Origin of the sequence: Kitasatospora sp. NPDC028055, from assembly GCF_040637885.1 — a bacterium.
Lineage (GTDB): Bacteria > Actinomycetota > Actinomycetes > Streptomycetales > Streptomycetaceae > Kitasatospora.
In genome coordinates, this window is record NZ_JBEZXE010000015.1 from 115022 (window position 1) to 137742 (window position 22721).

At 73.7% G+C, this 22721-nt stretch carries 20 protein-coding genes; 9 read left to right on the forward strand and 11 right to left on the reverse strand.

Going from position 1 to position 22721, the window contains the following annotated elements; all coding sequences use genetic code 11:
• The first annotated feature begins 275 nt into the window (after positions 1-275).
• The 4 genes from AB0F71_RS18050 to AB0F71_RS18065 all read left to right on the forward strand — a co-directional run bounded on the left by AB0F71_RS18050 (position 276) and on the right by AB0F71_RS18065 (position 5326).
• Positions 276-1295: a cytochrome c oxidase assembly protein gene (locus AB0F71_RS18050; protein WP_360234773.1), complete on the forward strand. Its 1020-nt coding sequence runs from the start codon at positions 276-278 to the stop codon at positions 1293-1295.
• A 330-nt stretch (positions 1296-1625) separates the two neighbouring features.
• Positions 1626-2747, forward strand: coding sequence for a ribosome small subunit-dependent GTPase A (rsgA, locus tag AB0F71_RS18055; protein ID WP_360234776.1), 1122 nt, complete (start codon positions 1626-1628; stop codon positions 2745-2747).
• Positions 2748-3203: 456 nt separating this feature from the next.
• Positions 3204-4820: an AlkA N-terminal domain-containing protein gene (locus tag AB0F71_RS18060; protein WP_360234779.1), complete on the forward strand. Its 1617-nt coding sequence runs from the start codon at positions 3204-3206 to the stop codon at positions 4818-4820.
• Positions 4817-5326, forward strand: a complete 510-nt coding sequence (locus AB0F71_RS18065; RefSeq protein ID WP_360234782.1) for a methylated-DNA--[protein]-cysteine S-methyltransferase — start codon at positions 4817-4819, stop codon at positions 5324-5326. The genes AB0F71_RS18060 and AB0F71_RS18065 overlap by 4 nt, the downstream gene beginning before the upstream one ends.
• Positions 5327-5416: 90 nt before the next feature.
• Here AB0F71_RS18065 and AB0F71_RS18070 read toward each other — a convergent pair whose 3' ends face one another.
• Complete coding sequence (locus AB0F71_RS18070) at positions 5417-5926, reverse strand: GNAT family N-acetyltransferase (protein WP_360234784.1); 510 nt, start codon at positions 5924-5926, stop codon at positions 5417-5419.
• 43 nt (positions 5927-5969) lie between these two features.
• Positions 5970-6485, reverse strand: a complete 516-nt coding sequence (locus tag AB0F71_RS18075) for a MarR family winged helix-turn-helix transcriptional regulator (RefSeq protein WP_360234787.1) — start codon at positions 6483-6485, stop codon at positions 5970-5972.
• 144 nt (positions 6486-6629) lie between these two features.
• Here AB0F71_RS18075 and AB0F71_RS18080 point away from each other — a divergent pair, with 144 nt between their 5' ends.
• Complete coding sequence (locus AB0F71_RS18080; RefSeq protein WP_360234790.1) at positions 6630-8234, forward strand: MFS transporter; 1605 nt, start codon at positions 6630-6632, stop codon at positions 8232-8234.
• Here the strand turns inward: AB0F71_RS18080 and pth are convergent.
• The 4 genes from pth to AB0F71_RS18100 form a co-directional block, all read right to left on the reverse strand.
• Positions 8221-8805 (reverse strand): aminoacyl-tRNA hydrolase, encoded by a 585-nt coding sequence (pth, locus tag AB0F71_RS18085; RefSeq protein ID WP_360234793.1) that lies wholly within the window; start codon positions 8803-8805, stop codon positions 8221-8223. The two genes, AB0F71_RS18080 and pth, sit on opposite strands and share 14 nt — an antisense overlap.
• A 161-nt stretch (positions 8806-8966) precedes the next feature.
• The gene (locus tag AB0F71_RS18090; RefSeq protein ID WP_360234906.1) at positions 8967-9593 is read right to left on the reverse strand and encodes a DUF305 domain-containing protein; all 627 of its coding nucleotides are present in this window, start codon (positions 9591-9593) and stop codon (positions 8967-8969) included.
• Positions 9594-9715: 122 nt separating this feature from the next.
• Positions 9716-10378 (reverse strand): DUF3105 domain-containing protein, encoded by a 663-nt coding sequence (locus AB0F71_RS18095; protein ID WP_360234796.1) that lies wholly within the window; start codon positions 10376-10378, stop codon positions 9716-9718.
• Positions 10379-10478: 100 nt separating this feature from the next.
• Complete coding sequence (locus AB0F71_RS18100; RefSeq protein ID WP_360234799.1) at positions 10479-10910, reverse strand: hypothetical protein; 432 nt, start codon at positions 10908-10910, stop codon at positions 10479-10481.
• Between the two features lie 399 nt (positions 10911-11309).
• Here AB0F71_RS18100 and AB0F71_RS18105 point away from each other — a divergent pair, with 399 nt between their 5' ends.
• Positions 11310-12833, forward strand: coding sequence for a hypothetical protein (locus tag AB0F71_RS18105; RefSeq protein ID WP_360234802.1), 1524 nt, complete (start codon positions 11310-11312; stop codon positions 12831-12833).
• Positions 12834-13099: 266 nt separating this feature from the next.
• Positions 13100-13216, forward strand: a complete 117-nt coding sequence (locus AB0F71_RS18110; protein ID WP_360234805.1) for a hypothetical protein — start codon at positions 13100-13102, stop codon at positions 13214-13216.
• A gap of 154 nt (positions 13217-13370) precedes the next feature.
• Here the strand turns inward: AB0F71_RS18110 and AB0F71_RS18115 are convergent, their stop codons facing one another.
• From AB0F71_RS18115 to ureA, 5 genes are all read right to left on the reverse strand, one after another.
• Positions 13371-14132 (reverse strand): dienelactone hydrolase family protein, encoded by a 762-nt coding sequence (locus tag AB0F71_RS18115; protein WP_360234808.1) that lies wholly within the window; start codon positions 14130-14132, stop codon positions 13371-13373.
• 647 nt (positions 14133-14779) lie between these two features.
• Positions 14780-15379: a TetR/AcrR family transcriptional regulator gene (locus tag AB0F71_RS18120; RefSeq protein ID WP_360234811.1), complete on the reverse strand. Its 600-nt coding sequence runs from the start codon at positions 15377-15379 to the stop codon at positions 14780-14782.
• Between the two features lie 93 nt (positions 15380-15472).
• Positions 15473-16519, reverse strand: a complete 1047-nt coding sequence (locus AB0F71_RS18125) for an agmatine deiminase family protein (protein WP_360234814.1) — start codon at positions 16517-16519, stop codon at positions 15473-15475.
• A 59-nt stretch (positions 16520-16578) separates the two neighbouring features.
• The gene (locus AB0F71_RS18130) at positions 16579-18291 is read right to left on the reverse strand and encodes an urease subunit alpha (RefSeq protein ID WP_360234910.1); all 1713 of its coding nucleotides are present in this window, start codon (positions 18289-18291) and stop codon (positions 16579-16581) included.
• Positions 18292-18296: 5 nt separating this feature from the next.
• The gene (ureA, locus tag AB0F71_RS18135) at positions 18297-19007 is read right to left on the reverse strand and encodes an urease subunit gamma (RefSeq protein WP_360234817.1); all 711 of its coding nucleotides are present in this window, start codon (positions 19005-19007) and stop codon (positions 18297-18299) included.
• Between the two features lie 502 nt (positions 19008-19509).
• Here ureA and AB0F71_RS18140 point away from each other — a divergent pair.
• Together AB0F71_RS18140 and AB0F71_RS18145 are read left to right on the forward strand one after the other, a co-directional pair.
• Positions 19510-20025, forward strand: a complete 516-nt coding sequence (locus AB0F71_RS18140) for an ATP-binding protein (RefSeq protein WP_360234820.1) — start codon at positions 19510-19512, stop codon at positions 20023-20025.
• Between the two features lie 404 nt (positions 20026-20429).
• Positions 20430-22721: a SpoIIE family protein phosphatase gene (locus AB0F71_RS18145; protein WP_360234823.1), complete on the forward strand. Its 2292-nt coding sequence runs from the start codon at positions 20430-20432 to the stop codon at positions 22719-22721.

The following is a 22721-nucleotide window of genomic DNA, read 5'->3' on the forward strand; positions in this document are numbered from 1 at the left end:
GGCAAGGGCAGAACTTTGCCTGGGCAAAGCTTTGTTCGGCTTTGGTAAAGCTTTGTTCAGGCCCGGGTATAGAGGTGGGCCCCGGCTGCGGCGGACCGCGTCGGGAGGGCCATCATGGCCGGGCGCCGCGGCCCCTGCGCCCGGCGGGCACAGTGGGTACGGCGGGCACACGGCCGGTACGCCGGTACGGCCGGTGCGCCGGCACAGCCGGTACGTCGGCACGGCGGGTACGTCGGCACGGCCGGTACGGCGGTACGGATGAGGTGGGCGGACGGATGAGCGGCGTGGTGGACGGCGCGTTGGACGGCGCGGCCCGGGTGCTCGCGTACAGCGGACCGCCCGCGTGGCAGTGGTCCGACCTGGCCACCTCCTGGACCTTCGAACCGGTGGTGCTCGCCCTGTCGCTGCTGCTCGGCGGCTGGTACCTGACCGCGGTGCGCACCGTGAACCGCGGCGACGGCGCCCGCTGGCAGCCCACCCGCACCGCGGCCTTCCTCGGGGGGCTGCTGCTGTGGATCTGGTGCACCTGCTCCGGCCTCGGGGTGTACGAGCGCGTCCTGTTCACCGACCGGGCCGTACAGGTCGTGCTGCTGCTCATGGTCGTCCCGCTGCTGCTCGCGCTCGGCGCCCCCGTCTCGCTGCTGGTCCTTTCCTCTCCGGAGGGCCGGCGGGAGCGGATCCTGCGGGCGCTGCGCAGCCGGCCCTCCAAGGTGCTGATGTTCCCCGCGGTCTCCACCGTGCTGCTGATGGCGCCGCCGTGGCTCCTCTACTTCACGCCCTGGTACGAGTGGTCGGTCTCCAGCGGTGTCGGCAACCTGGTGCTGCACCTGGCGCTGGTGCTGCTGGGCCTCGCCTACTTCTGGCCGCGGCTGCAGCTCGATCCGGTCGGGCACGAGTACCCGCACCTGGTCGGGCTGTTCATCACCTTCGCCGAGGTGATCTTCGACGCGGGGCTCGGGATCGTGCTGATCTACGGCGGGCACCTCGTCGCCGAGCACTACTACCTGGCGCTCGGGCGGCCCTGGGGGCCGAGCCTGGCGCAGGACCAGACCTGGGGCGGCAACGCCTTCTGGGTGCTGGGCGACCTCGTCGGCCTGCCGTTCCTGGCCGCGCTGGTGCGGCGGATGGTGGTGCAGGGGCGCGAGGAGATCAAGGCCGTGGACGCCGAGTTGGACGCCCGCTTCGAGGCGCAGGCCGCGGAGGCCAGGGTGGCGGGGCGGCCGGAGGAGGACGAGGGCGGGATGCGGCCGTGGTGGCTGGACGACCCGAACCTCAAGCACCGCTACGGGGGGTAGCGGCGGTTCCGTCCCCTGGCGCGGCGGCGTGTGGCCCGGCGCCGCTCGGTGGGGGCCAATGTTGGCCCGCCGCGACCCCTCCCCACCGCATTTCCGCAGGTCAAAAATAGGTTGGCCCCAACCGCCCGCCCCGCTAGCGTGTGACACATCGGTTCGGGGGCCATTGGGCCGCTCGAGGAGTAGAGAGCAGGAGGTGAACCCCGTGGTCGTTGTCGCCCCGATAGCTGCCCTGGGCAGCATGCGCGTTCACCTCCTCTTCCCGGCCGCCGGCTGAGCCTTCCGCGCCAGCCGTAGCCCGCCGGGACCATCTCCTCCCGAAGGGCCACTGCGTTGTTCAACGCTGCCTCCACTTCGCTGTTCTCCTCCTCCCTCTCCACCGAGAGCTCCCCGCTGGCCCGCTACGGCTGGACGCCCGAGCTCGACGAGCTCTTCGTCCCGCTGGCCGAGGCCGGCCTGCTCCCCGCCCGTATCACCCGGGTCGACCGCGGCCAGTGCGACGCCGTCCTGGCCGACCCGGAGACGGGCGAGCTGCGCACCGTCCGGCTCGACACCCGGCCGGTGGGTGACGCCGACATGATCAACTGCCCCTGCACGGGCGACTGGGCCGCCGTCGACCTGCACGCCCAGCCGATGGCCGCCGTCTCCGCGCTGCTGCCGCGCTCCACCGCGATCATCCGCAAGGTGGCCGGCAAGCGCTCCGACGGTCAGGTGCTGGCGGCCAACGTCGACACCGTGCTGATCACCGCCTCGCTCGCGGCCGATCCCGACCTCGGGCGGATCGAGCGCTTCCTGGCCCTGGCCTGGGAGTCCGGCGCCGAACCGCTGGTCGTCCTCACCAAGGCCGACCTGGTCGACGACGCCGAGTTCATCCGGGCCGATGTCGAAGCCGTCGCACCGGGCGTCACCGTGCTGGTGGTCAGCGCGGAGACGGGCGAGGGCATCGACGTGCTCCGCGCCTGCGCCCCCGGCACCACGGTGCTGATCGGCCAGTCCGGCGTGGGCAAGTCCACGCTCACCAACGCGCTGGTCGGCGCCGACGTGATGACCGTCCAGGAGGCCCGCGAGGTCGACCAGAAGGGGCGCCACACCACGACCACCCGCGAGCTGATACCGCTGCCCGGCGGGGGCGTGCTCATCGACACCCCCGGGCTGCGCGAGGTCGGCCTCTACGGTGGCGAGGGGGTGGACCTGGCCTTCGCCGACATAGCCGAGCTGGCCGAGGGTTGCCGCTTCCACGACTGCAACCACCACACCGAGCCCGGCTGCGCGGTCCGCGCGGCGCTGGAGGACGGCACCCTGCCGCAGCGCCGGATGGACAGCTATCTCAAGCTCCAGCGCGAGAACGAGTGGATCGCCTCGCGCACCGACGCCCGGGTCGCCAAGGCCCGGCTGAACAAGTGGAAGGCGATCACCAAGTCGATGCGCGCGGCAGGCGGTCCGGTGAAGCGCTGACCGGATCCGTCCTCGGCGCAGTGGTTCAGCAGCTCGATGGCCCAGCGTCTGCCCGGGGAGCCCGGGTGTGACGACCCGCACTGACCGGTCGGCCGGCGGCCGGCCAGTGCGGGGGCGGGCCGAGGCGGAGCCGGGCGGGGCCCGGCACGGAGGAGGGAGGACATGCGGTTCGCGGCAGGGCGATGACGCTGGCGGCACAGGCCGAGCGAGCTCTGGACAGGCGCGGTGCGCGCGAGGCGCCCGGTGGCTGCGGTACGTGCAACAGGCGCGGCGGGTGCAGCAGGCACGGCGGGTAGGTGGGTGGGCGCGGCGGGTGCGGCGGGTGGGTGGGCGCAGAAGGCCGCCAGGTGGGTGGGCAGGTGGTGGGTGGGTGGGCCGCGCGCGGCGGTGGGTGGGTGGGTGGTGGAGGCGGGAGGGTGGGCGGGGGGAGGGGGAGGGGGGAAGCCCCCGACGGCAATGTCCGATTCCCGCCAGTCACCCCTCGTCCCATCCCGCAAACTGGACAACGTGATCGACGACGACATCCGGTACCGAGCCGTGGACAGCCGCGACGCCCGCTTCGACGGCGTCTTCTTCACGGCGGTCACCTCCACCGGCATCTACTGCCGACCGAGCTGCCCCGCCGTGACCCCCAAACGTGCCAACTGCCGCTTCTACCCCAGCGCCGCGGCCGCCCAGGGCGCCGGCTTCCGCGCCTGCCGCCGCTGCCGCCCGGACTCGGTTCCGGGCTCCCCGGAGTGGAACCACCGCGCCGACCTGGTCGGCCGCGCGATGCGCCTGATCGGCGACGGCGTGGTGGACCGCGAGGGCGTCGCGGGCCTGGCCGACCGCCTCGGCTACAGCGCCCGGCAGCTCCAGCGCCAGCTCACCGCCGAGCTCGGCGCCGGCCCGATCGCGCTGGCCCGGGCCCGCCGCGCCCAGACCGCCCGGCTGCTCCTGCAGACCACCGAACTCCCCGTCACCGACATCGCGTTCGCGGCCGGCTTCGCCTCCGTCCGCCAGTTCAACGACACCGTGCGCGAGGTCTACGACCGCACCCCCAGCGGCCTGCGCGCCGAGGTGGTGTCCGGCCGCCGCACGGCGACCCCGGCCGGCGGGCTCACCCTGCGCCTGGCCTACCGCGGCGCGCTGGACAGCGACCACCTGATCGACTTCCTGGAGCTGCGCGCCGTCCCCGGCGTGGAGGAGGTGGTGCCCGGCGCGCGCCCCGGCGTGCGCACCTACCGGCGCACCCTCGCGCTCCCGTACGGGCACGGCATCGCCGAGGTCGACGGCCTGGCGCCGCAGGACCCACGCACCCGCGGCTGGCTCGACTGCCGCCTGCTGCTCGCCGACCTGCGCGACCTGCCGACCGCCGTCCAGCGGCTGCGCGTCCTCTTCGACCTGGACGCCGACCCGGACACCGTGGACGAGCAGCTCGGCGCCGACCCGGTGCTGGGCCCGCTGGTCCGTGAGCGCCCCGGCCTGCGCTCGCCCGGCCACGTGGAGCCGCACGAGCTCGCCGTCCGCGCCGTGCTCGGCCAGCAGATCACCGTCGGCGCCGCCCGTACCCTGGCGGGCCGGCTCGCGGAGAAGTACGGCGTCGCGCTGCCCGAGCCGAGCGGCGGGCTGCGGCTGCTCTTCCCCTCGGCGGCGGTGCTGGCCACCGCCGACCCGGAGGACTTCGCGATGCCCGCGGCCCGCCGCCGGGCGCTCACCGGCCTGTGCGCAGCGCTGGCGGAGGGCGTGGTGCGCCTGGACGGCGGGGTCGACCGGGAGGAGGCCGCCGCCCGGCTGCTGGCGCTGCCCGGCATCGGTCCCTGGACGGTCGGCTACCTGCGGATGCGCGCCCTCGCCGACCCCGACGTCTTCCTCCCGACCGACATCGGCGTCAAGCACGGGCTCCTCCGGCTCGGCGCCCCCGGTGACGCCAGGGCCGCCGCCCGCGCCGCCGAGGCCTGGGCCCCGTGGCGCTCCTACGCCGTCCACCGCCTCTGGGCGGGCCCCGCGAGCACCGACACCGGCAGCACCAGCAGCACCATCCTCAGCACGAGCACCAGGACAAACACCGGAACGGAGAACGACCCGGCATGAGCACCACCGTCTACACCACCATGGAGAGCCCGTTCGGCCCGCTGCTGCTCAGCGGCGTGCTGCCCGAGGACGGCGGCCCCGCGGCCCTGGCCACGGTCACCGCGCCCGGGCAGAAGTACGCGCTGGCCGAGCCCGCCGACGACTGGGAGTACGACCCCGAGGCCCTGGCCGAGCCGGTCGCCCAGTTGACCGCCTACTTCAAGGGTGACCGCACCACCTTCGACTTCCCGCTCGCTCCCGAGGGCACCGAGTTCCGCCGCCGGATCTGGGCCGCGCTGGACGAGATCCCGTACGGCACGACCGTGACCTACGGCCAACTCGCCGAACTGGCCGGGCAGTCGCCGCGGATGGTACGGGCGGTCGGCGGCGCGGTGGGCGCCAACCCGCTGCTGATCGTGCGCCCCTGCCACCGGGTGCTCGGCGCCAACGGCGCGCTCACCGGCTTCGCCGCGGGCGTGGACCGCAAGCGCTGGCTGCTGGAGCTGGAGAGCGGCACCCTCTTCTGAGGCACCCGTGCCCGAGGAGGCGCCCGTGCCCGAGACACCCGTTCCCGAGGCACCCGTTCCCGAGGCACCTGTGCCCGAAGGTCTCGGCCCTCAACCCCGCAGGTCCACCCGCCAGTTGTTGCTGCGCATGAACCGCCCGGGCGGGAACTCGAACTCCGTCTCACCGAGCAGCGTGAACCCAGCCTTCGCGCAGACCGCGTTGGAGGCGGGGTTGTCCACCGAGGGGAAGGCGTGCAGAAAGCGGTGCGCCCCCTCGCGCCGGGCGGCGGCGACGGCGGCCCGGGCGGCGGTCACGGCGATGCCGCGCCCCTGGTGCTCGGGCAGCACGTTCCACCCCATCTCGTGCACCGTCCCGCCGGCCCAGTCGCGGGTGCCGTAGCCGACCGTGCCGACGGCCTCGCCCTCGGGCAGCAGCACGATCCGGTACATGCAGCCCAGTCCGGACGGGACGAAGTCCAGGTACCGCCCGTGCCGGACGAGCAGCTGCTCCTCCGTCTCCGGCCCGCCGACGTGCTTCTTCATCTCCGGGGTGTTCACCCGGCGCAGCAGCGCGAGGTCGGCGTCCGTCCAGGGTTCGAGCTGTACCTCCGCGATGGTCATGCCGGGACGCTAGCGCCCGCGACACCCCGTGCTCCAGGGGTTTTCAGCCGACGGCGGGCCCTTCGGGTCCGGCTCCCGGCTGGGCGAGCGCGCGGGCGAGCCGTTCCAGCGCGGGCAAGGCGTGGACGACGGTCGCGCGGTCGGCCGGGTCGAGGGTGCCGAGGGCGGTGGCGATGCGGCGTTCGTGGGCGTGCTGCCAGTCGTCGAGCTGGCGCCGTCCGGCGGGGGTGAGGGCGATGCGGGCGGTGCGCCGGTCGCCCGGGTCGGCCTGGCGGTCGACGAACCCGGCTTCCAGGAGCTTGCCGACCAGTCCGCTCACGGTGTTGGGGGCGAGCCGCTGGCGGGCGGCGAGTTCGCCGACCCGGAGCGGGGCGGCGGCGAGCGTCTGGAGGAGTTCGACCTGCGCCATCGGCAGGGACTCCCAGGGGTAGTCGGTGCGGATGCTGCTGCGCAGGGCGCGGCGCAGCCGGGTGACGGTGTCGGTCAGCCGCCGGGCGTGCTCGACCGCCGGGTCGGGGCTTTCGGTGGCGGAGTCGGGAACGTGTGGTGACGACGGCATGGCGGACAGCGTATCGCCTGGTACGGGGCGTTCCCGGGGCGCCGTCCGGTCCTCGGACGCGGGGCGGGCGCACCGCGAGATGTTTCGTATCGCAGGGCGAGCAGCTCGTAGAAAGAACATATCTGTATCCGATATATTGGTGACATGAACGCCACGGCCCTCACTGCACGCCTGCTCACCGAGCGGCCCCGGCCCCGAGGCATAGCCGGCTGGCGCCACGCCCACTGGCTGGCCGTCGGCACGGTCTGCCTCGGCGCCTTCCTCGGCCAGCTCGACGCCAGCGTCATCGCCCTGGTCTTCCCCGCCCTCGGCCGCCACTTCGGCGCGGGCTTCGCCGCCGTCGAATGGGTCGCCCTCGCCTACCTGCTCGTCCTGGTCGCCCTGCTGGCCCCGATCGGCTGGCTGTCCGACCTGGTCGGCCGCAAGACCATGTACATCGGCGGCTTCGCCGTCTTCGGCCTCTCCTCCCTCGGCGCCGGACTCGCCGGCAGCCTCTGGATCCTGGTCGGCTGCCGCGCCGTACAGGCCGCCGGCGCCGCGATGATGCAGGCCAACAGCGTCGCCCTGGTCGCCCGCGGCGTCCCCGAGCACGCGATGCGGCGCGCGCTCGGCATCCAGGCCGCCGCCCAGGGGCTCGGGCTGGCGCTGGGGCCGACGGTCGGCGGGCTGCTGGTGGAGCACGCCTCCTGGCAGTGGGTGTTCTGGGTCAACGTGCCGATCGCGGTGTTCGGCATCGTGGCCGGCTGGTACCTGCTGCCCCGCACCCGCACGCGCACCCGCGCCCGGACCGGGGCCCGGGCCGGGGCCGACGGGCCGACCACCGTTCCCGCTGCCGTCCCCGCACCCCGCAGCTCCGCACGCCACGGCTCTGTACCCGGCGGGCCCGGGCATCACACGCGCTCCGAGCCCCGCTTCGACCTGCCCGGGATGCTGCTGCTCACCGGGGCGACCACCTCGCTGCTGCTCGCCCTCTCCACCGCCTCCGGCCTGCCGCTGCCCGGTTGGGCCGTCGCCGTCCTGCTGGCCGCCGCCGCCCTGCTCACCCTGGCACTGGTGCGCCAGGAGCGGCGGGCGGCCCGGCCGGTCCTGGCACCCGGGCTGGTCAACACCCCGGGCGTGCGGTCCGGGCTGACGGTCGCGCTGATCGGCTACCTGCTGCTGTTCTGCCCGCTCGTGCTGGGCCCGGTGCTGCTCACCGGCGCGGGCGTCTCGACGGCGGCCGCGGGCCTGGTGGTCACCCTGCTGCCCGCCGCGTTCGCGGTCGCCGCGACGGTCGGCGGCGGGCTGCTGCCCCGGGGCTGGTCGGACGTCGCCCGGTGCCGCTTCGGGGCCGGCCTCGCCGCCGCCGGACTGCTGCTGTTCGCCGTGCTGCCGGTCTCGGGCGCGGCGGTGGCGGTCCCGCTGCTGGTCGCCGGGTACGGGCTGGGGCTGCTGTTGCCGGCCAACAACGCCCTGGTGATGCGGGCGGTCCCGGCGGAGTGCTCGGCCGTCGGCGGCGGCATGGTGAACATGGCGCGCAGCCTCGGTACGGCGCTCGGCATGGCGCTGTCCGTCCTCGGTGTCCACCTGGCGGGCGCGGCGTCCGGTGGGCGGACGGTGCTGGTCGCCCTCGCGGCGGTCGCGGTGGCGGCCATCGCCCTGAGCCGCCCGACCGGGCGCCGGAACGGCCCCGACCGGACGGGCCCCGATCGATCAGGCCCCGACCGTACGGGCCTCGGCGGCGGCCCGAAGGGCCTCAGGGCGCGCTGACGTTCAGGGCGTCCTGGGCCCGGCTCAGGCCGAGCCGCACCAGCGTCTCCAGGGCGTCCGCGCAGCGCTCCAACACCCCCGGCATCGCGGCCAGTTCCTCGTCCGTAAACCTCTTGAGCACGTAGTCGCCGACGCTCTGCCCCTTCGGCGGGCGGCCGATGCCGAAGCGCAGCCGGATGAACTCCCGGGTGCCGAGCACGTCGCCCACCGAACGGACCCCGTTGTGCCCGCCCGGCCCGCCGCCGCGCTTCAACTTGCCGGAGCCGTAAGCGAAGTCCAGGTCGTCCTGGACGATCACCAGGTGCTCCACCGGCACCCCGTAGCGGCGCATCAGTCCGGACACCGGACGGCCGGACAGGTTGATGAACCACTGCGGCTTGGCCAGCAGCACCCGCCGCCCGTCCAGCTCGATCTCCGCGACCGTGCCGCCGATCCCGCGCCGCCGGAACCGGGCGCCGTGCCGTTCGGCCAGCCGGTCCACGGCCAGGAAGCCGGCGTTGTGCCGGGTCGTCCGGAACCAGGGGCCGGGGTTGCCCAGCCCGACGATCAGCCAGGGCGCTTGAGGGGTCATCCGGGATCTCCAGGTGTTGTGGAACGGCGGACGGCCGGGGCGCGGTGCGGGTCGGTACGGGACCGCCCGCGCGCCCCGGCCGTCCGGGAGAACGGGGGGAACGTGACAACGGGGGAACAGCAGGAACAGCAGGAACAGCGGGAACAGCGGAACAGCAGGTGTCAGGACGCGGGAACGCCGGGGGCGGCGCCGCGCTCCTTGAGCATGCCGGTCATCAGCTCCACCTCGGAGGTCTGGGCGACCACCATCGACTGGGCGAGCCGCTTCTCGACGTCGTTCTTCGCCATGTCGACGTACCCCTGGGCCATCTCGACGCCGCCCTTGTGGTGCTCGATCATCAGCTGCAGGTAGTACACCTCGGCGTCCCGCCCGCTGAGCGAACGCAGCTTCGCCATCTGGGTGTTGGTGGCCATGCCGGGCATCAGCGAACCGTCGTGGGCCTGGTAGTCGTGGCCCATCCACGCCATCGGCTTGGCCGGCGAGTGCTGCGACAGCCCCCACTGGTCGATCCAGCCCATCATCATCCCGCGCTGGTTGGCCTGGGTGTTGATGATGTCGAAGGCCAGGGTGCGGGTCGGTTCGTCGCTGGTGCGGTCCCGGACGATGAACGACAGGTCGACCGCCTGCTGGTGGTGGGTCGCCATGTCGCGGGCGAACCCGGCCTCGGGCGAGTCGTCGGCCGGGACGGCCACCGAGGAGGAGCCGGAGGCCGTGGTCGAACCCGCCACCAGGGCCGGCACCCCGAGCGCCAGCGCCACCGCGGCGGCCAGCGCGGCCGGCCACCACATCCGCCGACGGCCCGGACGGGCGGCCGTCTCCGCCGCCCCGGCCGCGGCCCCGTTCGCGTTCGCAGTTCCGGCCGGTTCGGCCCCCGCCCCCGGGACGTCCTCGGGGCGGGCCCCCTCGGCGGTCACATCTGCCCCATCGTGCAGGAGGCACCGGGCTCCTGGGTCTGCTTGCCCTGGACGTACTTGGTGAAGAACTGGCTGACCCGCGGGTCGCTGGCGCTGTCCACGACCAGCTGGGTGCTCCAGGCGTTCAGGGTGATGGTGCCCTGCTCGTCCGGGTACGGGCTCATCAGCGAGTACGGGGTGTTCTTGACCTTGTCGGACAGGGTCTTGATGTCGTCCGGGGTGGCCTTGCCGTTGTACGTCACCCAGACCGCGCCGTGCTCCAGCGAGTGGACGGCGCGCTCGTTCTCGACCGGCTGGTCGTAGACGTGGCCCATGCAGTCCAGCCAGACCGCGTTGTGGTCGCCGCCGACCGGCGGGGTCATCGGGTAGTTGACCTTGTCCTTGACGTGGTTGCGGCTCAGGTCGCCGAAGGTCTTCACGCCGGGGATGTCCGCGTTGGCGGCGGCCACGCGGTCCTTCTTCTTCTGGTTCTGGTCCATGACGAACCAGGTGGCGGTGCCGATCGCACCGATCACCAGCACACCGGCGGCCACCGAGGCGATCACCTTGTTACGGCGGTCGCGCCGCTGCTCGGCGGCGCGCAGCTCGGCGATCCGGGTGCGGCGGTCGGCGTTGCCCTTGGCACCGGGCTTGTTGGACTGCTTGGAGGCGGAACCCATGATGGTCGTCCTTGTCCCCGCCGCGCACGGCTGTGGCGGCGGTCGGCTGTAGTGGGGGAGGGGCGGACCCGCCGGCGGGAGCGTCGGCGGTGGGTTCCGCTCAGGACCGGTGGACCTGGAGTTCGTGCAGATCCGGCGCGGGACGCGGACCGTCCAGCAGACCCGCGGGCACCGCCCGGGGCAGCGCCTCGGGCGTCGGCACCGCCAACGGCAGCACGGCGGGCTGCGGATGCGGCGGCGGGTTCGGCAACTGGGCGTCCTGCGGGCAGAACGGGTGGCTGGAGCAGCCGTTGTTGCGCGGCGGCTGGCCGTCGGCGGTGCACAGGATCCAGTGCTCCTGCGGCTCCCCGAACCGTTGGTGGTCGGACGCCCGGACGGCGTCGCGGCCGTGCGGCGCCGGTGCGACGGCGTCCGCCGCGCTCACCAGCGACACGGCGCTCACCGGGGCCGGGCCGGAGCGGACGGGGGCGTCCGCCTTCGCCAGGCCCGAACACGGCAGCGCGGACAACAGCGCGACCAGCAACAGGACCAACAGCACACCCGCCGGGCGGCCCGTCGGTGCGGCCCTCCCCGGTCGGGGTGAGCTCGGGGCCGACGCGGTCATGCGCACATTTAATCAGCCGAACGGGTGAAGCGGTGCCCCTCCTCGGCCCTCATTTTCGACCCCCAACACCCCGCAATGTCCAGGAAACGCCCTGCTCGGGGCACAACCGGCAAGCAGGGACGGAACGGGAGCGAACGAGTCGGTGACACCCGCCCCGCCCGGCCGCCCGGACGGTCACGAACCGGCAGGTGAGCGCGGTGGCCGGGAAGATCCGATCGGTGACCGGTTGTCGCCGAAACCCGGACACGGTCGTTGCACTTGGAGACAATGACGCCAGTCCGGCCCCGCCGGGGGCGGCGCGACCACGGACCGACCAGGAGCCGCCAGATGAGCAAGCAGGGTGCACCCGCACAGCCGCCCCGGCCCGACGACGGCTGGTGGGACACCGTCTACGACGGTCCGGCGGGCACCCTCCCCGACACCCCGCACGCCGACCCGGGCGCCGGCAGCGTCGACGACTGGTTCGACACGGCGGCCGGACTGATCGGGCCGCAGCGCACCGCACCACCGGAGGCGGAACCCGGGGCAGCAGCCGTGGAGGAGCCCGCGGCCGAACGGGACAGCATCGACGACTGGTTCGACGACGCGCTCGGCGTCATCGAGGGCGCCGGCGGCATCGGGCGCCAGCGCAGCTCGACCGAGACCGAGCAGCCCCACGAGCCCTCCTCCGCGGCCGACGAGCCCCGCGCGGCGGAACCCGAGCCGGAGCTCGAGCTGGAGCCCGAGCCCGAGCCCGAGCCCGAGGAACCGCCCACCCCGGTCTCCCTGGAAAAGCCCGCCCCCGAACCCGCCCCCGCCCCCGCCCCAACCCCCGAGCCCGAACCCGCCCACGCGCCGCAGCCCGACCCCGCCCCCGAACCCGAACCCGTGGCCCCCGTCCCCGCCCCCGTCCCCGACCCGCGCCTCGCCATCCGCACCCCGCTCGCCGAGACCCCTCCCACCGTCCCCCACGTCGGCGAACGCCCCCCGACCTACGGCCCCGAGCCGACCGCCGTACCGGAGGCCGACCCCGACACCCTCGACTCCGTCGTGCCGGACACCGCGCTCGAAGGCGCCCAGTACGGGACGACCGTGCTGCGCGCGGTCTCCGTCCGCGGCGACTCCGCCCGCTACCGCGGCGAGCCGCGCCGGGACGGCCTGCTGGTCACCAGGTTCGGCGACGGGCCCGACGGGCTGCTGGTCGCCGTCCTCGCCGGCTACGAGCGCACCGGCGGCGCCGAGGACGAGTCACTCACCCCGCAGGCCGTCGCCGCCGGGGCGGGCGAGGCCTGCCGCCAGCTCGCCGCCGCCATCGGGCGCAGCCGGGCCGGCCTCGCCGCCGACCTGCGCGACGGTGCCCGAGACCGGCTTCGCTACGGCCTCCAGCGCCTGGCCACCGGCGCGGCCGCCCCACTGCGGGCCCTCGCCCCCCGGGCGGAGGGGGACGACAGCCCGTCCCCGGCCTCGCTGCACTGCCTGCTGGTGTCGCTCGACCCGGCGGCCGGCTACCGCGCCGCCTTCGGCGTCGGTCCCGGTGGGCTCTACCTGCTGCGTTCGGGCCACTGGATCGACGCCTACGCGGCCCGGCTGCTCCACCACCCGGACGGTCAGCCGCCCGTCCCGGAGGCCCCCGAGCCGGACCCGCGCCCGTTCCGCTTCCGCCTCGTCCCCGCCACCCCGGGCGACACCCTGCTCCTCTGCACCCCGGGCCTGTCCCGCCCGATCGCCGACGAACCGGCCGTCGCCCACTTCCTCTCCTCCCACTGGGCCCACCCCCACCCCCCGGGCACCGTCGACTTCCTCCGCCAGGTCCAGGTCCGCGCCAAGGGCTACGCCGACGACCGCACCGCCGCCGCCATCTGGACCGAATGACCAACCCCGACGCACCAAAAGTCGGCCCACCCGACTTCCAGTGCAGCCCCCTACGGAGCCCGCTGCCCAGTGGGGGCATGACTTTCTCGGCGGGCAGCCGGGCTGAGAGACCAGCGCCCGTGCACCAGAAGTCGACCCAGTCGACTTCTGGCTCAACCAGCTCCGTGCTGGGGCGCGCTTCGGAAGCGGATCTCAAGGTGAGATGATCTTGCTTCGTAGCGCGTGGAGATCTGACGGATACGCAGTGGGCCCGGCTGGAACCGTTGTTGCCCAAGGGTACGAAGCCGGGGCGGCCGCTCATATGGACCAGGCGGCAGTTGATCGACGGCATAAGGTTCCACGTGGCAGCGGATCTTCGCCGCACCGCAGGCCCAGGCCGATGACAAGGGGCTCATCACCTGGGGCAGGAACCGCCTGGTCGGCATCGAGCCTGACGACCACGGTCTGGGCCGTTCGCGCGGCGGTCTGACCACCAAGCCGCACCTGGCCGTCGAACAAGGGCAGAAGCCGATGGCCAGAGTGATCACCGCCGGACGATCAGCCCTGGTGAGGCAGCTGGGCCAGGGCCTTGAGGATGCGCTTCCAGGCGTCGCCGGACGCGTCCGCGTCGTAGCTCTCGGGACGGTCCTCACACAGAAAGCCATGCTGGGCATCCGGATAGTCGATCAGCTCATGACGCACGCCGGCCTGCTCAAGACGCTGCCCCATACGCTGCCACTCGACCATGGAGATCAGGAAGTCCTGTCCACCCACGAGACCGAGCAGCATCGTGCCGTGTGCGGCCACCGATGCCGCGCCCTGGGGAGTCAGAGGCGGTTGCGGCTCGGCCAGCGGAATCCCGCCGTCCAGGGTCCAGCCGCCGTAGCAGCTGACGACCACGTCCAGCGGCAGACGCGTGGCCGCGAGGACACCGAGGTGACCACCAAGGGAGAACCCGACGAACGCGCGGCCAGCCCCGGCACCCAATTCCGCACCAGCCGCGAGGGACGCTTCGGTATCGTCCGCGACACCCTCGCGTGTCAGATGACCGAGCAGCCGGAAACCCTCCTTGCGCCCGGCATCGTCGTAGCCGAGTTCGGCCCGGCGTGACTGACGCCAGTAGAAGTCCGGGGCGATCGCCAAGTAACCGGCTGCTGCCAGCCGCTCGCACACCCTCTCCACCCAGGGTGTAACACCGAACAGTTCCATGCCAACGACCACGGTCGCCCGAGGCTCCCGCGCCAGTGGCGTGGCCACATAGACGTCTGGCCCCTCGGGCAAGCGCGTCCAACGAGCAGAAACCGACGCAGGATCCGACATGGTTGTCCCCCAGACGAGTAGCAAAGAGTTCCCGCAGCCTGGCCGCAGGCGCCCTCAGGCTAGCCGAGCCATTTGCCGACTCACCCCCACCCCAAACCACTTCCGTAGTCCCCGGTGCATCGGATGCCGCAGCCCTCTCACATCAGGTCGGGCAGAGGCCGAGGGGCCGAGGGGTCGAGGGGCCAAGGGGCCAAGGGGTCGAGGGGTCGACGGGCGAGCGTCGTGCCGATGGCCGCGGCTCAGTTCGTCCCGGCCCTGGCGCTCTGGGCACCAGAAGTCGGCTGGGCCGACTTCCGGTGCAGGAGCGGCGAGCGCGGCCGGCAAAAATCTACAGACCGGTCGGTCTATTCCTGGGCGTGCTGCATGGGAAGTCGGCGGGGTCGACTTTTGCCGCGGGCGGGATGGCGGCGGGGCCGAGAGGTCAGTGAATCAGTAGACCGATCTGCAGATTCACGCGGCGTGTGCTGCGCGGGAACGGGGGGCTTGGCAGGCCGCCCAACCAGTAGATCGGTCTACATATTTTCCCGAAGGGGCGCGCGCCGTGCGGGGTGCCCGGGCGGGCCGGCGAGTGCTGCACCGGAAGTCGGCCCGGCCGACTTCCGGTGCAGGGAGGCCGGTGGGCCGCAGTGGCAGGCGGGCTGGCTGTGTCAGGCGCGGAGCAGGATGGTGGCGACGGCGGTGGCCTGGGTGAGGGCGGCGGGGTGGTGGGCGCCGGGGAGGCCGATGGCGATGGGGACGGCCAGGCCGTCGAGGAGGGCGCGGAGTTGGCCGGCGCGGTCGGCGGCCGGCCCGGGGGTGAAGTGGCCGGTGCTGGTGCCCTGCTCGATGAGGGCGACCAGGTCGGCCTGCCAGGGGGCCTCGATCTCCTGCTGCCCCTGGCGGAGTTCGGCGCTGGCGGGGGAGCGGCCCCAGACTTCGACCCAGAGGATCCAGCGCGGGTCGCCGGGGCCTTCGGCCAGGTAGAGCCGCAGGTAGGCGTCGAGGCGCTGCCAGGGGTCGAGGGCCGGGTCGGCGAGGGCTTCGCGGCGGCGGGCCCCCAGCTGGTCCTCGCTCCAGCGGAGGGTTTCGAGCAGCAGCTGGTCCTTGCTGCCGAAGTAGTAGAGCAGGTGTCCGGCGCTCATCTGGAGCTGTTTGCCGAGCCCGGCCATGGTGAGTTTGGCGAGTCCGTGTTCGGCGATCGCGGCCCGGGCGGTGGCGTAGACCTCCTCGCGGGGGCGCGCAGGGCGGCGCGGGCGGGGGTCGGCCATGGGGGGCTGCTTCCTGACAGGCGGGACGGGTGGTGGTGGAGGTCCGAACGGTACCGGAGCGGGGGAGTCGCCCCCGCTCCGGCACCCCCGGCGTCAGGCCTTGGGCTGCTGCTGGGTGATGCAGTGGATGCCGCCCCCGTTGGCGAAGATCTCGCGGGCGTCGACGAGTTCGACGGTGCGGCCGGGGTAGGCCTTGGCGAGGATGTCGGCGGCCTCCTGGTCGCGCGGGTCGTCGAAGGCGCACAGGACGACGGCGCCGTTGGCCACGTAGTGGTTGATGTAGGAGTAGTCGACCGGCTCGCCGTCCTCGTCGAACAGCACGGTGGGGGCGGGCAGTTCGATGACCTCCAGCTGTCGGCCCTGCGCGTCGGTGGCGGCGCGCAGCACGGCGACGAGCTCCTGGCAGACCTCGTGGTCGGGGTGGGCCGGGTCGGGCTGGACGTGGGCGACCACGACGCCGGGGCGGACGAAGGAGGCGACGATGTCGATGTGGCCGCGGGTGCCGAACTCGTCGTAGTCGCGGGTGAGTCCGCGGGGCAGCCAGATGGCCTTGGTGGTGCCGAGGTGGGCGTGCAGTTCGGCCTCGACGTCCTCCTTGGTCCAGTCGGCGTTGCGGCCCTCGCCGAGCTGGACGGTCTCGGTGACGAGGACGGTGCCCTCGCCGTCGACGTGGATGCCGCCGCCTTCGTTGATCAGCCGGGAGGCGAAGCGCTGGACGCCGGTCAGTTCGCTGATGTGTTCGGCGACGTGCTGGTCCTTGTCCCAACGGGCCCAGGACTGGGCGCCCCAGCCGTTGAAGATCCAGTCGGTGGCGGCCAGTGAGCCCTTGCCGTCGATCACGAACGAGGGGCCGATGTCGCGCATCCAGGCGTCGTCGAGCGGGCGTTCGACGATCTCGACGGCCTCGGAGACGTACCGGCGGGCGTCGGCGGTCTCACCGGTGTTGACGATCAGCGTGACCGGCTCGTACCGGACGATGGTGTCGGCGACGGCGGCCCAGGCCTGGCGGCCGGCGTGCAGCTGCTCGGGGGTCTCGAAGGTGGGGTTGGTGGTGGGGAAGGCCATCCAGGTGCGCTCGTGGGGGTGCCACTCGGCGGGCATCCGGTAGCCGAGGGAGGCGGGCGTGGGGGTGGTCATCATCGGATCCTTGAGGAAGAGGGGGGAAGAGAAAAGGAGGGGGAAAGGGCGGGGCAGGGGAGTCAGAGGAAGTAGAGGCGGCTGAGCGAGACGCTGTCCGCGGGTTCGGAGCGCAGGGGTGCGCCGTCGAGCGAGACCAGTCCGGTTTCGGTGACGTCGACGTGGCCGGTGCGGGCGTTGCGCACCAGGTCGCGCGGCCCGATGCCGCGGGTGCCGCGGACGCCGACCCGGCGTCGGCGGGTGGGGAGTCCGTCGGCGGGTCGGTCGGGGTGGGCCGCGTCGGCGGCCGCCTGGGCGACGAAGGCGACCGAGAGGTCGGCGGCGGTGGCGCCGTGGGCGCCGAACTGGGGCCCCAGGACGAGGGGTTCGCAGCGGTCGGTGGAGGCGTTGGGGTCGCCGGTGACGCCGTACGCGGGGAAGCCGGCCTTGAGGACGAGCTGCGGCTTGGCGCCGAAGTGGTCGGGGCGCCAGAGCACGATGTCGGCGAGCTTGCCGATCTCGATCGAGCCGACCTCGTGGGCGAGTCCGTGGGCGATGGCGGGGTTGATGGTGAGCTTGGCGATGTAGCGCAGCACACGCTCGTTGTCGTCGCCGCTCTCGGTGGTCCCGTACGAGCCGTTGCCGTCCAGCGGGCCGCGTTCGGCCTTCATCTTGCCGGCCATGGCGAAGGTGCGGCGCACCGTCTCGCCGGCCCGGCCCATGCCCTGGGCGTCGGAGGAGGTGATGCCGATGACGCCGAGGTCGTGCAGTACGTCCTCGGCGCCCATGGTGCCGGCCCGGATGCGGTCGCGGGCCATGGCGGCGTCGCCGGGCAGGTCGGTCTTGAGGTCGTGCGCGGAGACGATCATGCCGAAGTGTTCGCCGAGGGCGTCCCGGCCGAAGGGCAGGGTGGGGTTGGTGGAGGAGCCGATGACGTTCGGCACGCCGGCCATCTTGAGCACGTTGGGGACGTGTCCGCCGCCGCAGCCTTCGATGTGGAAGGCGTGGACGGTACGGCCCTCCAGGACGCGCAGGGTGTCCTCGACCGCCAGACATTCGTTCAATCCGTCGGTGTGCAGGGCGACTTGGACGTCGTACTGTTCGGCGACGCGCAGCGCGGTGTCCAGTGCGCGGGTGTGCGCGCCCATGTCCTCGTGCACCTTGAAGCCGCAGGCGCCGCCCTCCGCCAGCGCCTCCACCAGCGGGGCCTCGTCGGAGGACGAACCGCGGCCCAGGAAGCCGATGTTGACGGGCCAGGCGTCGAAGGCGTTGAAGGCGTGGCGCAGCGCCCAGGGCGAGTTGACGCCGACGCCCCAGACCGGGCCGAACTCCTGGCCGATGACGGTGGTGACGCCGGAGGCGAGCGAGGCCTCCATGATCCGCGGCGAGAGCAGGTGCACGTGGGTGTCGACGGCGCCGGCGGTGGCGATCAGGCCTTCGCCGGAGACGATGGTGGTGCCGGTGCCGACGACCACGTCGACGCCGTCCAGGGTGTCCGGGTTGCCGGCCCGTCCGATCGAGGCGATCCGGCCGCCGATCAGGCCGATGGACGTCTTGCGGATGCCCTGGACGGCGTCGATCACCAGCACGTTGCTGATCACCACGTCGCAGGTGTCGCGGACGGCGGCGGGCTTGAGGTGGAGGCCGTCGCGGGCGGTCTTGCCGAAGCCGGCCAGGAATTCGTCGCCGGGGGCCTGGGAGTCGGATTCGACGCGGACGATCAGTCCGCTGTCGCCGAGCCGGATCCGGTCGCCGGCCCGGGGGCCGTGCACGGAGATGTAGTCGTGGGCGGAGATGGAACTCACGAGGGCACCTCCTGGTCGTCGAACTCGGTCAGGTAGCCGGTGGCGCGGGCCTTGGCGAGGGCGGCGTCCTTGGCGCCGGGGGCGTCCAGGGGGCCGTCGACGAGTCCGGCGAAGCCGATCGCGACGCGTGCGCCGCCGATCGGGACGAGGCCGACCTCGACGGTGGCGCCGGGGTCGAAGCGCACCGAGGAGCCGGCCGGGACGGCCAGGTGGGTGCCGTAGGCGGCGGCGCGGTCGAAGGCCAGGCGCGGGTTGGCCTCGAAGAAGTGGAAGTGGGAGGTGACCGAGATGGGGACCCGGGAGGTGTTGTGGACGGGGATGAGCAGGGTCTCCTCGACCGGGTCGTAGCCGGCGCCGGCGCCGATCAGCGCGCCGCCGGGGGCCTCGTCGCCGAGCGAGCCGGCGCCCTTGAAGGGGTCGTTGACGACGGCGAGCCGGGTGCCGTCCTCGAAGACGGCCTCGACCTGGACGACGGTGACCACGTCGGGCACGCCGGGCAGCACGTCGGCGGCGGTGAGGACGGAGCGGCCGGCCTCGATGGCCTCGGCGAGGCGCCGGCCGTCGCGGGCGGCTTCGCAGACGGTGTCCGCGATCAGGGCGGTCGCCTCGGGGACGTTGAGGCGCACGCCCCGGGCGCGGCGGGCGCGGGCCAGTTCGGCTGCTGTGAAGATCAGCAGCCGGTCCCGCTCGGTGGGGGTCAGTCGCACGGTTCCTCGCTCGCGGTCGCCGGGGAGGGGTGGGTTCGGGGCCCTGGGCTTCCGGATGATGTTAGAACGACGTTCAAACATCTCGGCTCATTGAACCTGCACCGGGGCTCCATGTCCAGCGTTGCCGCTCCCGGGGCCTTCGGCTTCCCGGGCGGGCGACGGGGGTGAGTGGTCGGCTGTCCCGACCCCCCAGCGGGCGGCGCGCGGCGGTCGCGAGGGTGGGGGCGCGCGGCCCCGCGCACGGTCCGTACGGGCGCCGGGTGTGCGCGGGATCGGGTGGGGGCGGTCTCGAAAACACCCTCTGCGCTTCGCAAACCTGTCCGGCGCGGGCAGTTGGATCACGTGAACCTCCCCGTGCCCCTTTCACCCCACGTGATCGGACGCACACTGTTGCAAACGCCGTCAACTGGGCATGAGGATGGTGGTTCAGTACGAGGGGGCCACCCGGCCGGCGGGGGATCCGGAGGCGGGGGCCCGGATTTGAGGGCGGGGGCATCTGTTGATGGACGGTCAGTCGCGATTCCCGCGGCAGCGGACGAGTTCGGGCGACGCCTACCGGTCCGGGCCGGCCCAGGGCCCGGTCGTCGGCGCCGGAACGGCCCTACCGGGTGCGTCGGCCCCGGGGTGCGCGCTGCACCGCCGGCTGCACCTGACGCTCGAACCGGCCGACCTGGTCGCGGTGGGCGCGGTGCGGCACCGGCTGCGCACGGCGCTGAGCCACTGGGGGGTGCCGGAGCTGTCCGACACCGCCGAGCTGCTCTCCTCCGAGCTGGTCACCAACGCGTTGCAGCACACCGGCAAGGGCGCGGTCTTCGACGCGGTGCTGGACACGGACAGCCGGCTGCGGGTCGAGGTGCAGGACGGCGCGAGCCGGCTGCCCGGGCGGCGGCGCGATCCGGAGGCCGAGTACGCGACGTCGGGGCGCGGGCTGCTGCTGGTGGAGGCGCTGGCGGACTCCTGGGGCGTGCAGCTGCGCGGCGACGGCAAGGTCACCTGGTTCGAGCTCGCGATGCCGTAACCCGCGATGCCGTAGCCCGAGGCCGAAGCCCGCTGCCGTAACCGACGGCCGTAGCCCGCGGCCGTCACCCGCGGCCGTCACCCGCGGTCCGCCGGGCCCGCCGCGGCCGGTCGGCGAATCCGGACGCGACACCTGTACGATTGTTCGCCCCCGATTGATCCGTTCTCGAAGCAAGCCCTGAACACAAGGCTGAGTGCAAGATTTCCGGCCCGTTGCCATTGCCGCTCGGCCGAACATTGGACAGGATGGTGGGAATGTGTGTCCACGTGCGGGAAGCAGCGGGGAGACCGAACCTCGACTGACCACCGCCCGTCGACACCGCCCGATCCAGCACGACCCATCACACCGCCACGCGGCCCGTCCGGACGGTCGGCGCGGTCCGCCACGGCAGCGGCAGGAGCAGCATGCCCACTGAGCCCGAGTCGCCGGGGCCGGCGTTTCCTCCCGGCGCGCCCGCCGTGGAACGACCCCTGCCCGCCGTGGAGCCGCACCCGCCCGCTCCCCAGCCGCCCGCGCCCCGCCCGCCCGCGCAGGCCACCCGCCGTAACTCCGTCCGCACGCCCCCGGTGCTCGCCTCCGGGCGGCTGGCGCCCGTGCTGTCCGGCGGCCTGCCGCCCTCCTCCGCCGACTCCATGCCGGACTGGCTGGAGCCCGCGATGGCCGCCAACGGCATCGGCTCCTTCGACTGGGACATCCGCCGCGACGTCCTGGAGGGCGACCAGCGGGCCTGCACGATCATCGGACTGGACGGCGTCGAGCGGGAACGGTTCGACCGTACCGCCGCCTCCTTCCTCTCCCTGCTGCACCCGGAGGACGCGCCCGTGGTGCGCCGCCGGGTCGAGCGCGCGGTGGCCGAGCTGGGCCAGTGCGGCGCCTATTACCGCACCGTCGGGCCGAACGGCACGATGCGCGCGGTGCGCTTCCGCGGCCGGGTGCTCGCGGACGCCTTCGGCCGGGCCTCCCGGATGGTGGGCTTCGTCTGGGACGCCACCGTCGAACTGCACAAGCGCGACCGCGCCGACCGGATGGCCCAGCTGCGCGAGGAGCGCTCCCGGTTCATCAAGGAGGCCGCGCGCGCCCTCTCCGAGGCGGTCACCGTGCGTGACGTGGCCCGGGTGTTCACCGAGCTGCCGCTGCCCGGACTGCCGCCGGACGGTCTGGTGCTGGCCTCCTTCGAAGCCGGCCGGACCCGGATCCTCGGCGCCTCCGGCTACCGCTCGCAGGCCCTCGCCGTCTGGGACCGCGCGGTGCTGCCCGCCGGGCACCCGGCCAGCGAGGCGCTCAGGCACCGCGCCCCGGTCTTCATCTCCAGCCGGGAGGACTTCCGGGACCGCCACCCCGACGCGTGGGAGCGGACCAGCCGCACCGGCCGCGGCTCCTGGGCGTACCTGCCGCTGGTGGCCAGCGGCCGGGCGATCGGCGTCTGCGTGGTCAGCTTCGACGACGAGCGCGAGCTGGACGCGGACGAGCGCACCCTGCTGTCCACCCTGGGCGGCCTGGTGGCCCAGTCGCTGGCCCGGGCCCGGCTGCACGACGCCGAGCACGAGCTGGCGGCCGGCCTCCAACGGGTGATGCTGCCCCGCACCGTCCCGTCCGTGCCCGGGGTGACCACCGCGGTGCGCTACCTGGCGGCCGGCTCCGGACTGCAGATCGGCGGCGACTGGTACGACGTGGTCCCGCTGCCCGGCGGGCACGTCGGCCTGGTGATCGGCGACGTCCAGGGCCACGACGTGCACGCCGCCGGGATCATGGGCCAGCTGCGGATCGCGCTGCGCGCCTACGCCGCGGAGGGGCACCCGCCCGCCGCGGTGATGGCCCGCGCCTCCCGCTTCCTCGCCGACCTGGACACCGACCACTTCGCGACCTGCACCTACGCCGAGGTCAACGTGGACTACGGCGTGGTCTACGCCGTCCGGGCCGGCCATCTGGACCCGGTGGTGCGCCGCGCGGACGGCACCGCGGCCGTGCTGCCGGTGGCCGGCGGGCTGCCGCTGGGCATCGACCCGGACCAGGAGTACCGGGTGACCAGGTTCAGCCTGGACCCGGGCGAGACGGTGCTGCTCTGCACCGACGGCCTGGTCGAGGCCCGCGGCACCGACCTGGACGAGGGCATCGACCGGCTCACCCGGACCATGGCCCGTCCGCTGCCGACGGCCGGCGAGGCGGCCCGCGACCCGCTGGAGGAGCTGGCCGACCGGATCACCTCCCAGGCCGCCGACTCCAGCGAGCGCGAGGACGACATAGCGCTCCTGCTGCTGCGCTGGGACGGCCCCGAGGGCGGCCTGGCCGCCCAGCAGCTGCGCCGCCGGATCGGCCAGGCCGACCTGGCCAGGGTCGCCGAGGTGCGCGCCGAGCTGCGCGACGCGCTGCGCCGCTGGGGCGTCGCCGAGTTCATCGACACCGCCGAACTGCTCTCCTCCGAGCTGGTCACCAACGCGATCCGGCACACCGACCGGGACGCCATGTTCACCGCCCGGCTCTACCGGGAGACGGTCTCGGACGGCGGCCGGGCCCGGCTGCGGGTCGAGGTGGAGGACGAGTCGGACCTCTGGCCGACCCGCCGGACCCCGGGGGAGCAGGCCTCCTCCGGGCGCGGGCTGATGCTGGTCGAGGCGCTGGCGGACGCCTGGGGCGTGGAGCCGCGCGGGTCCGGCAAGCGGATGTGGTTCGAGCTCAGCGGGACGAGCGTGGCCTGA

What these genes read in the sequence shown, in the direction of transcription:
- AB0F71_RS18050 (WP_360234773.1), top strand. Translation starts at nt 276, where the DNA reads ATGAGCGGCGTGGTGGACGGCGCGTTGGACGGCGCGGCCCGGGTGCTC.
- AB0F71_RS18060 (WP_360234779.1), top strand. Translation starts at nt 3,204, where the DNA reads ATGTCCGATTCCCGCCAGTCACCCCTCGTCCCATCCCGCAAACTGGAC.
- AB0F71_RS18065 (WP_360234782.1), top strand. Translation starts at nt 4,817, where the DNA reads ATGAGCACCACCGTCTACACCACCATGGAGAGCCCGTTCGGCCCGCTG.
- AB0F71_RS18070 (WP_360234784.1), bottom strand. Translation starts at nt 5,926, where the DNA reads ATGACCATCGCGGAGGTACAGCTCGAACCCTGGACGGACGCCGACCTC.
- AB0F71_RS18075 (WP_360234787.1), bottom strand. Translation starts at nt 6,485, where the DNA reads ATGCCGTCGTCACCACACGTTCCCGACTCCGCCACCGAAAGCCCCGAC.
- AB0F71_RS18080 (WP_360234790.1), top strand. Translation starts at nt 6,630, where the DNA reads ATGAACGCCACGGCCCTCACTGCACGCCTGCTCACCGAGCGGCCCCGG.
- pth (WP_360234793.1), bottom strand. Translation starts at nt 8,805, where the DNA reads ATGACCCCTCAAGCGCCCTGGCTGATCGTCGGGCTGGGCAACCCCGGC.
- AB0F71_RS18090 (WP_360234906.1), bottom strand. Translation starts at nt 9,593, where the DNA reads ATGTGGTGGCCGGCCGCGCTGGCCGCCGCGGTGGCGCTGGCGCTCGGG.
- AB0F71_RS18095 (WP_360234796.1), bottom strand. Translation starts at nt 10,378, where the DNA reads ATGGGTTCCGCCTCCAAGCAGTCCAACAAGCCCGGTGCCAAGGGCAAC.
- AB0F71_RS18105 (WP_360234802.1), top strand. Translation starts at nt 11,310, where the DNA reads ATGAGCAAGCAGGGTGCACCCGCACAGCCGCCCCGGCCCGACGACGGC.
- AB0F71_RS18115 (WP_360234808.1), bottom strand. Translation starts at nt 14,132, where the DNA reads ATGTCGGATCCTGCGTCGGTTTCTGCTCGTTGGACGCGCTTGCCCGAG.
- AB0F71_RS18120 (WP_360234811.1), bottom strand. Translation starts at nt 15,379, where the DNA reads ATGGCCGACCCCCGCCCGCGCCGCCCTGCGCGCCCCCGCGAGGAGGTC.
- AB0F71_RS18125 (WP_360234814.1), bottom strand. Translation starts at nt 16,519, where the DNA reads ATGATGACCACCCCCACGCCCGCCTCCCTCGGCTACCGGATGCCCGCC.
- AB0F71_RS18140 (WP_360234820.1), top strand. Translation starts at nt 19,510, where the DNA reads ATGGACGGTCAGTCGCGATTCCCGCGGCAGCGGACGAGTTCGGGCGAC.
- AB0F71_RS18145 (WP_360234823.1), top strand. Translation starts at nt 20,430, where the DNA reads ATGCCCACTGAGCCCGAGTCGCCGGGGCCGGCGTTTCCTCCCGGCGCG.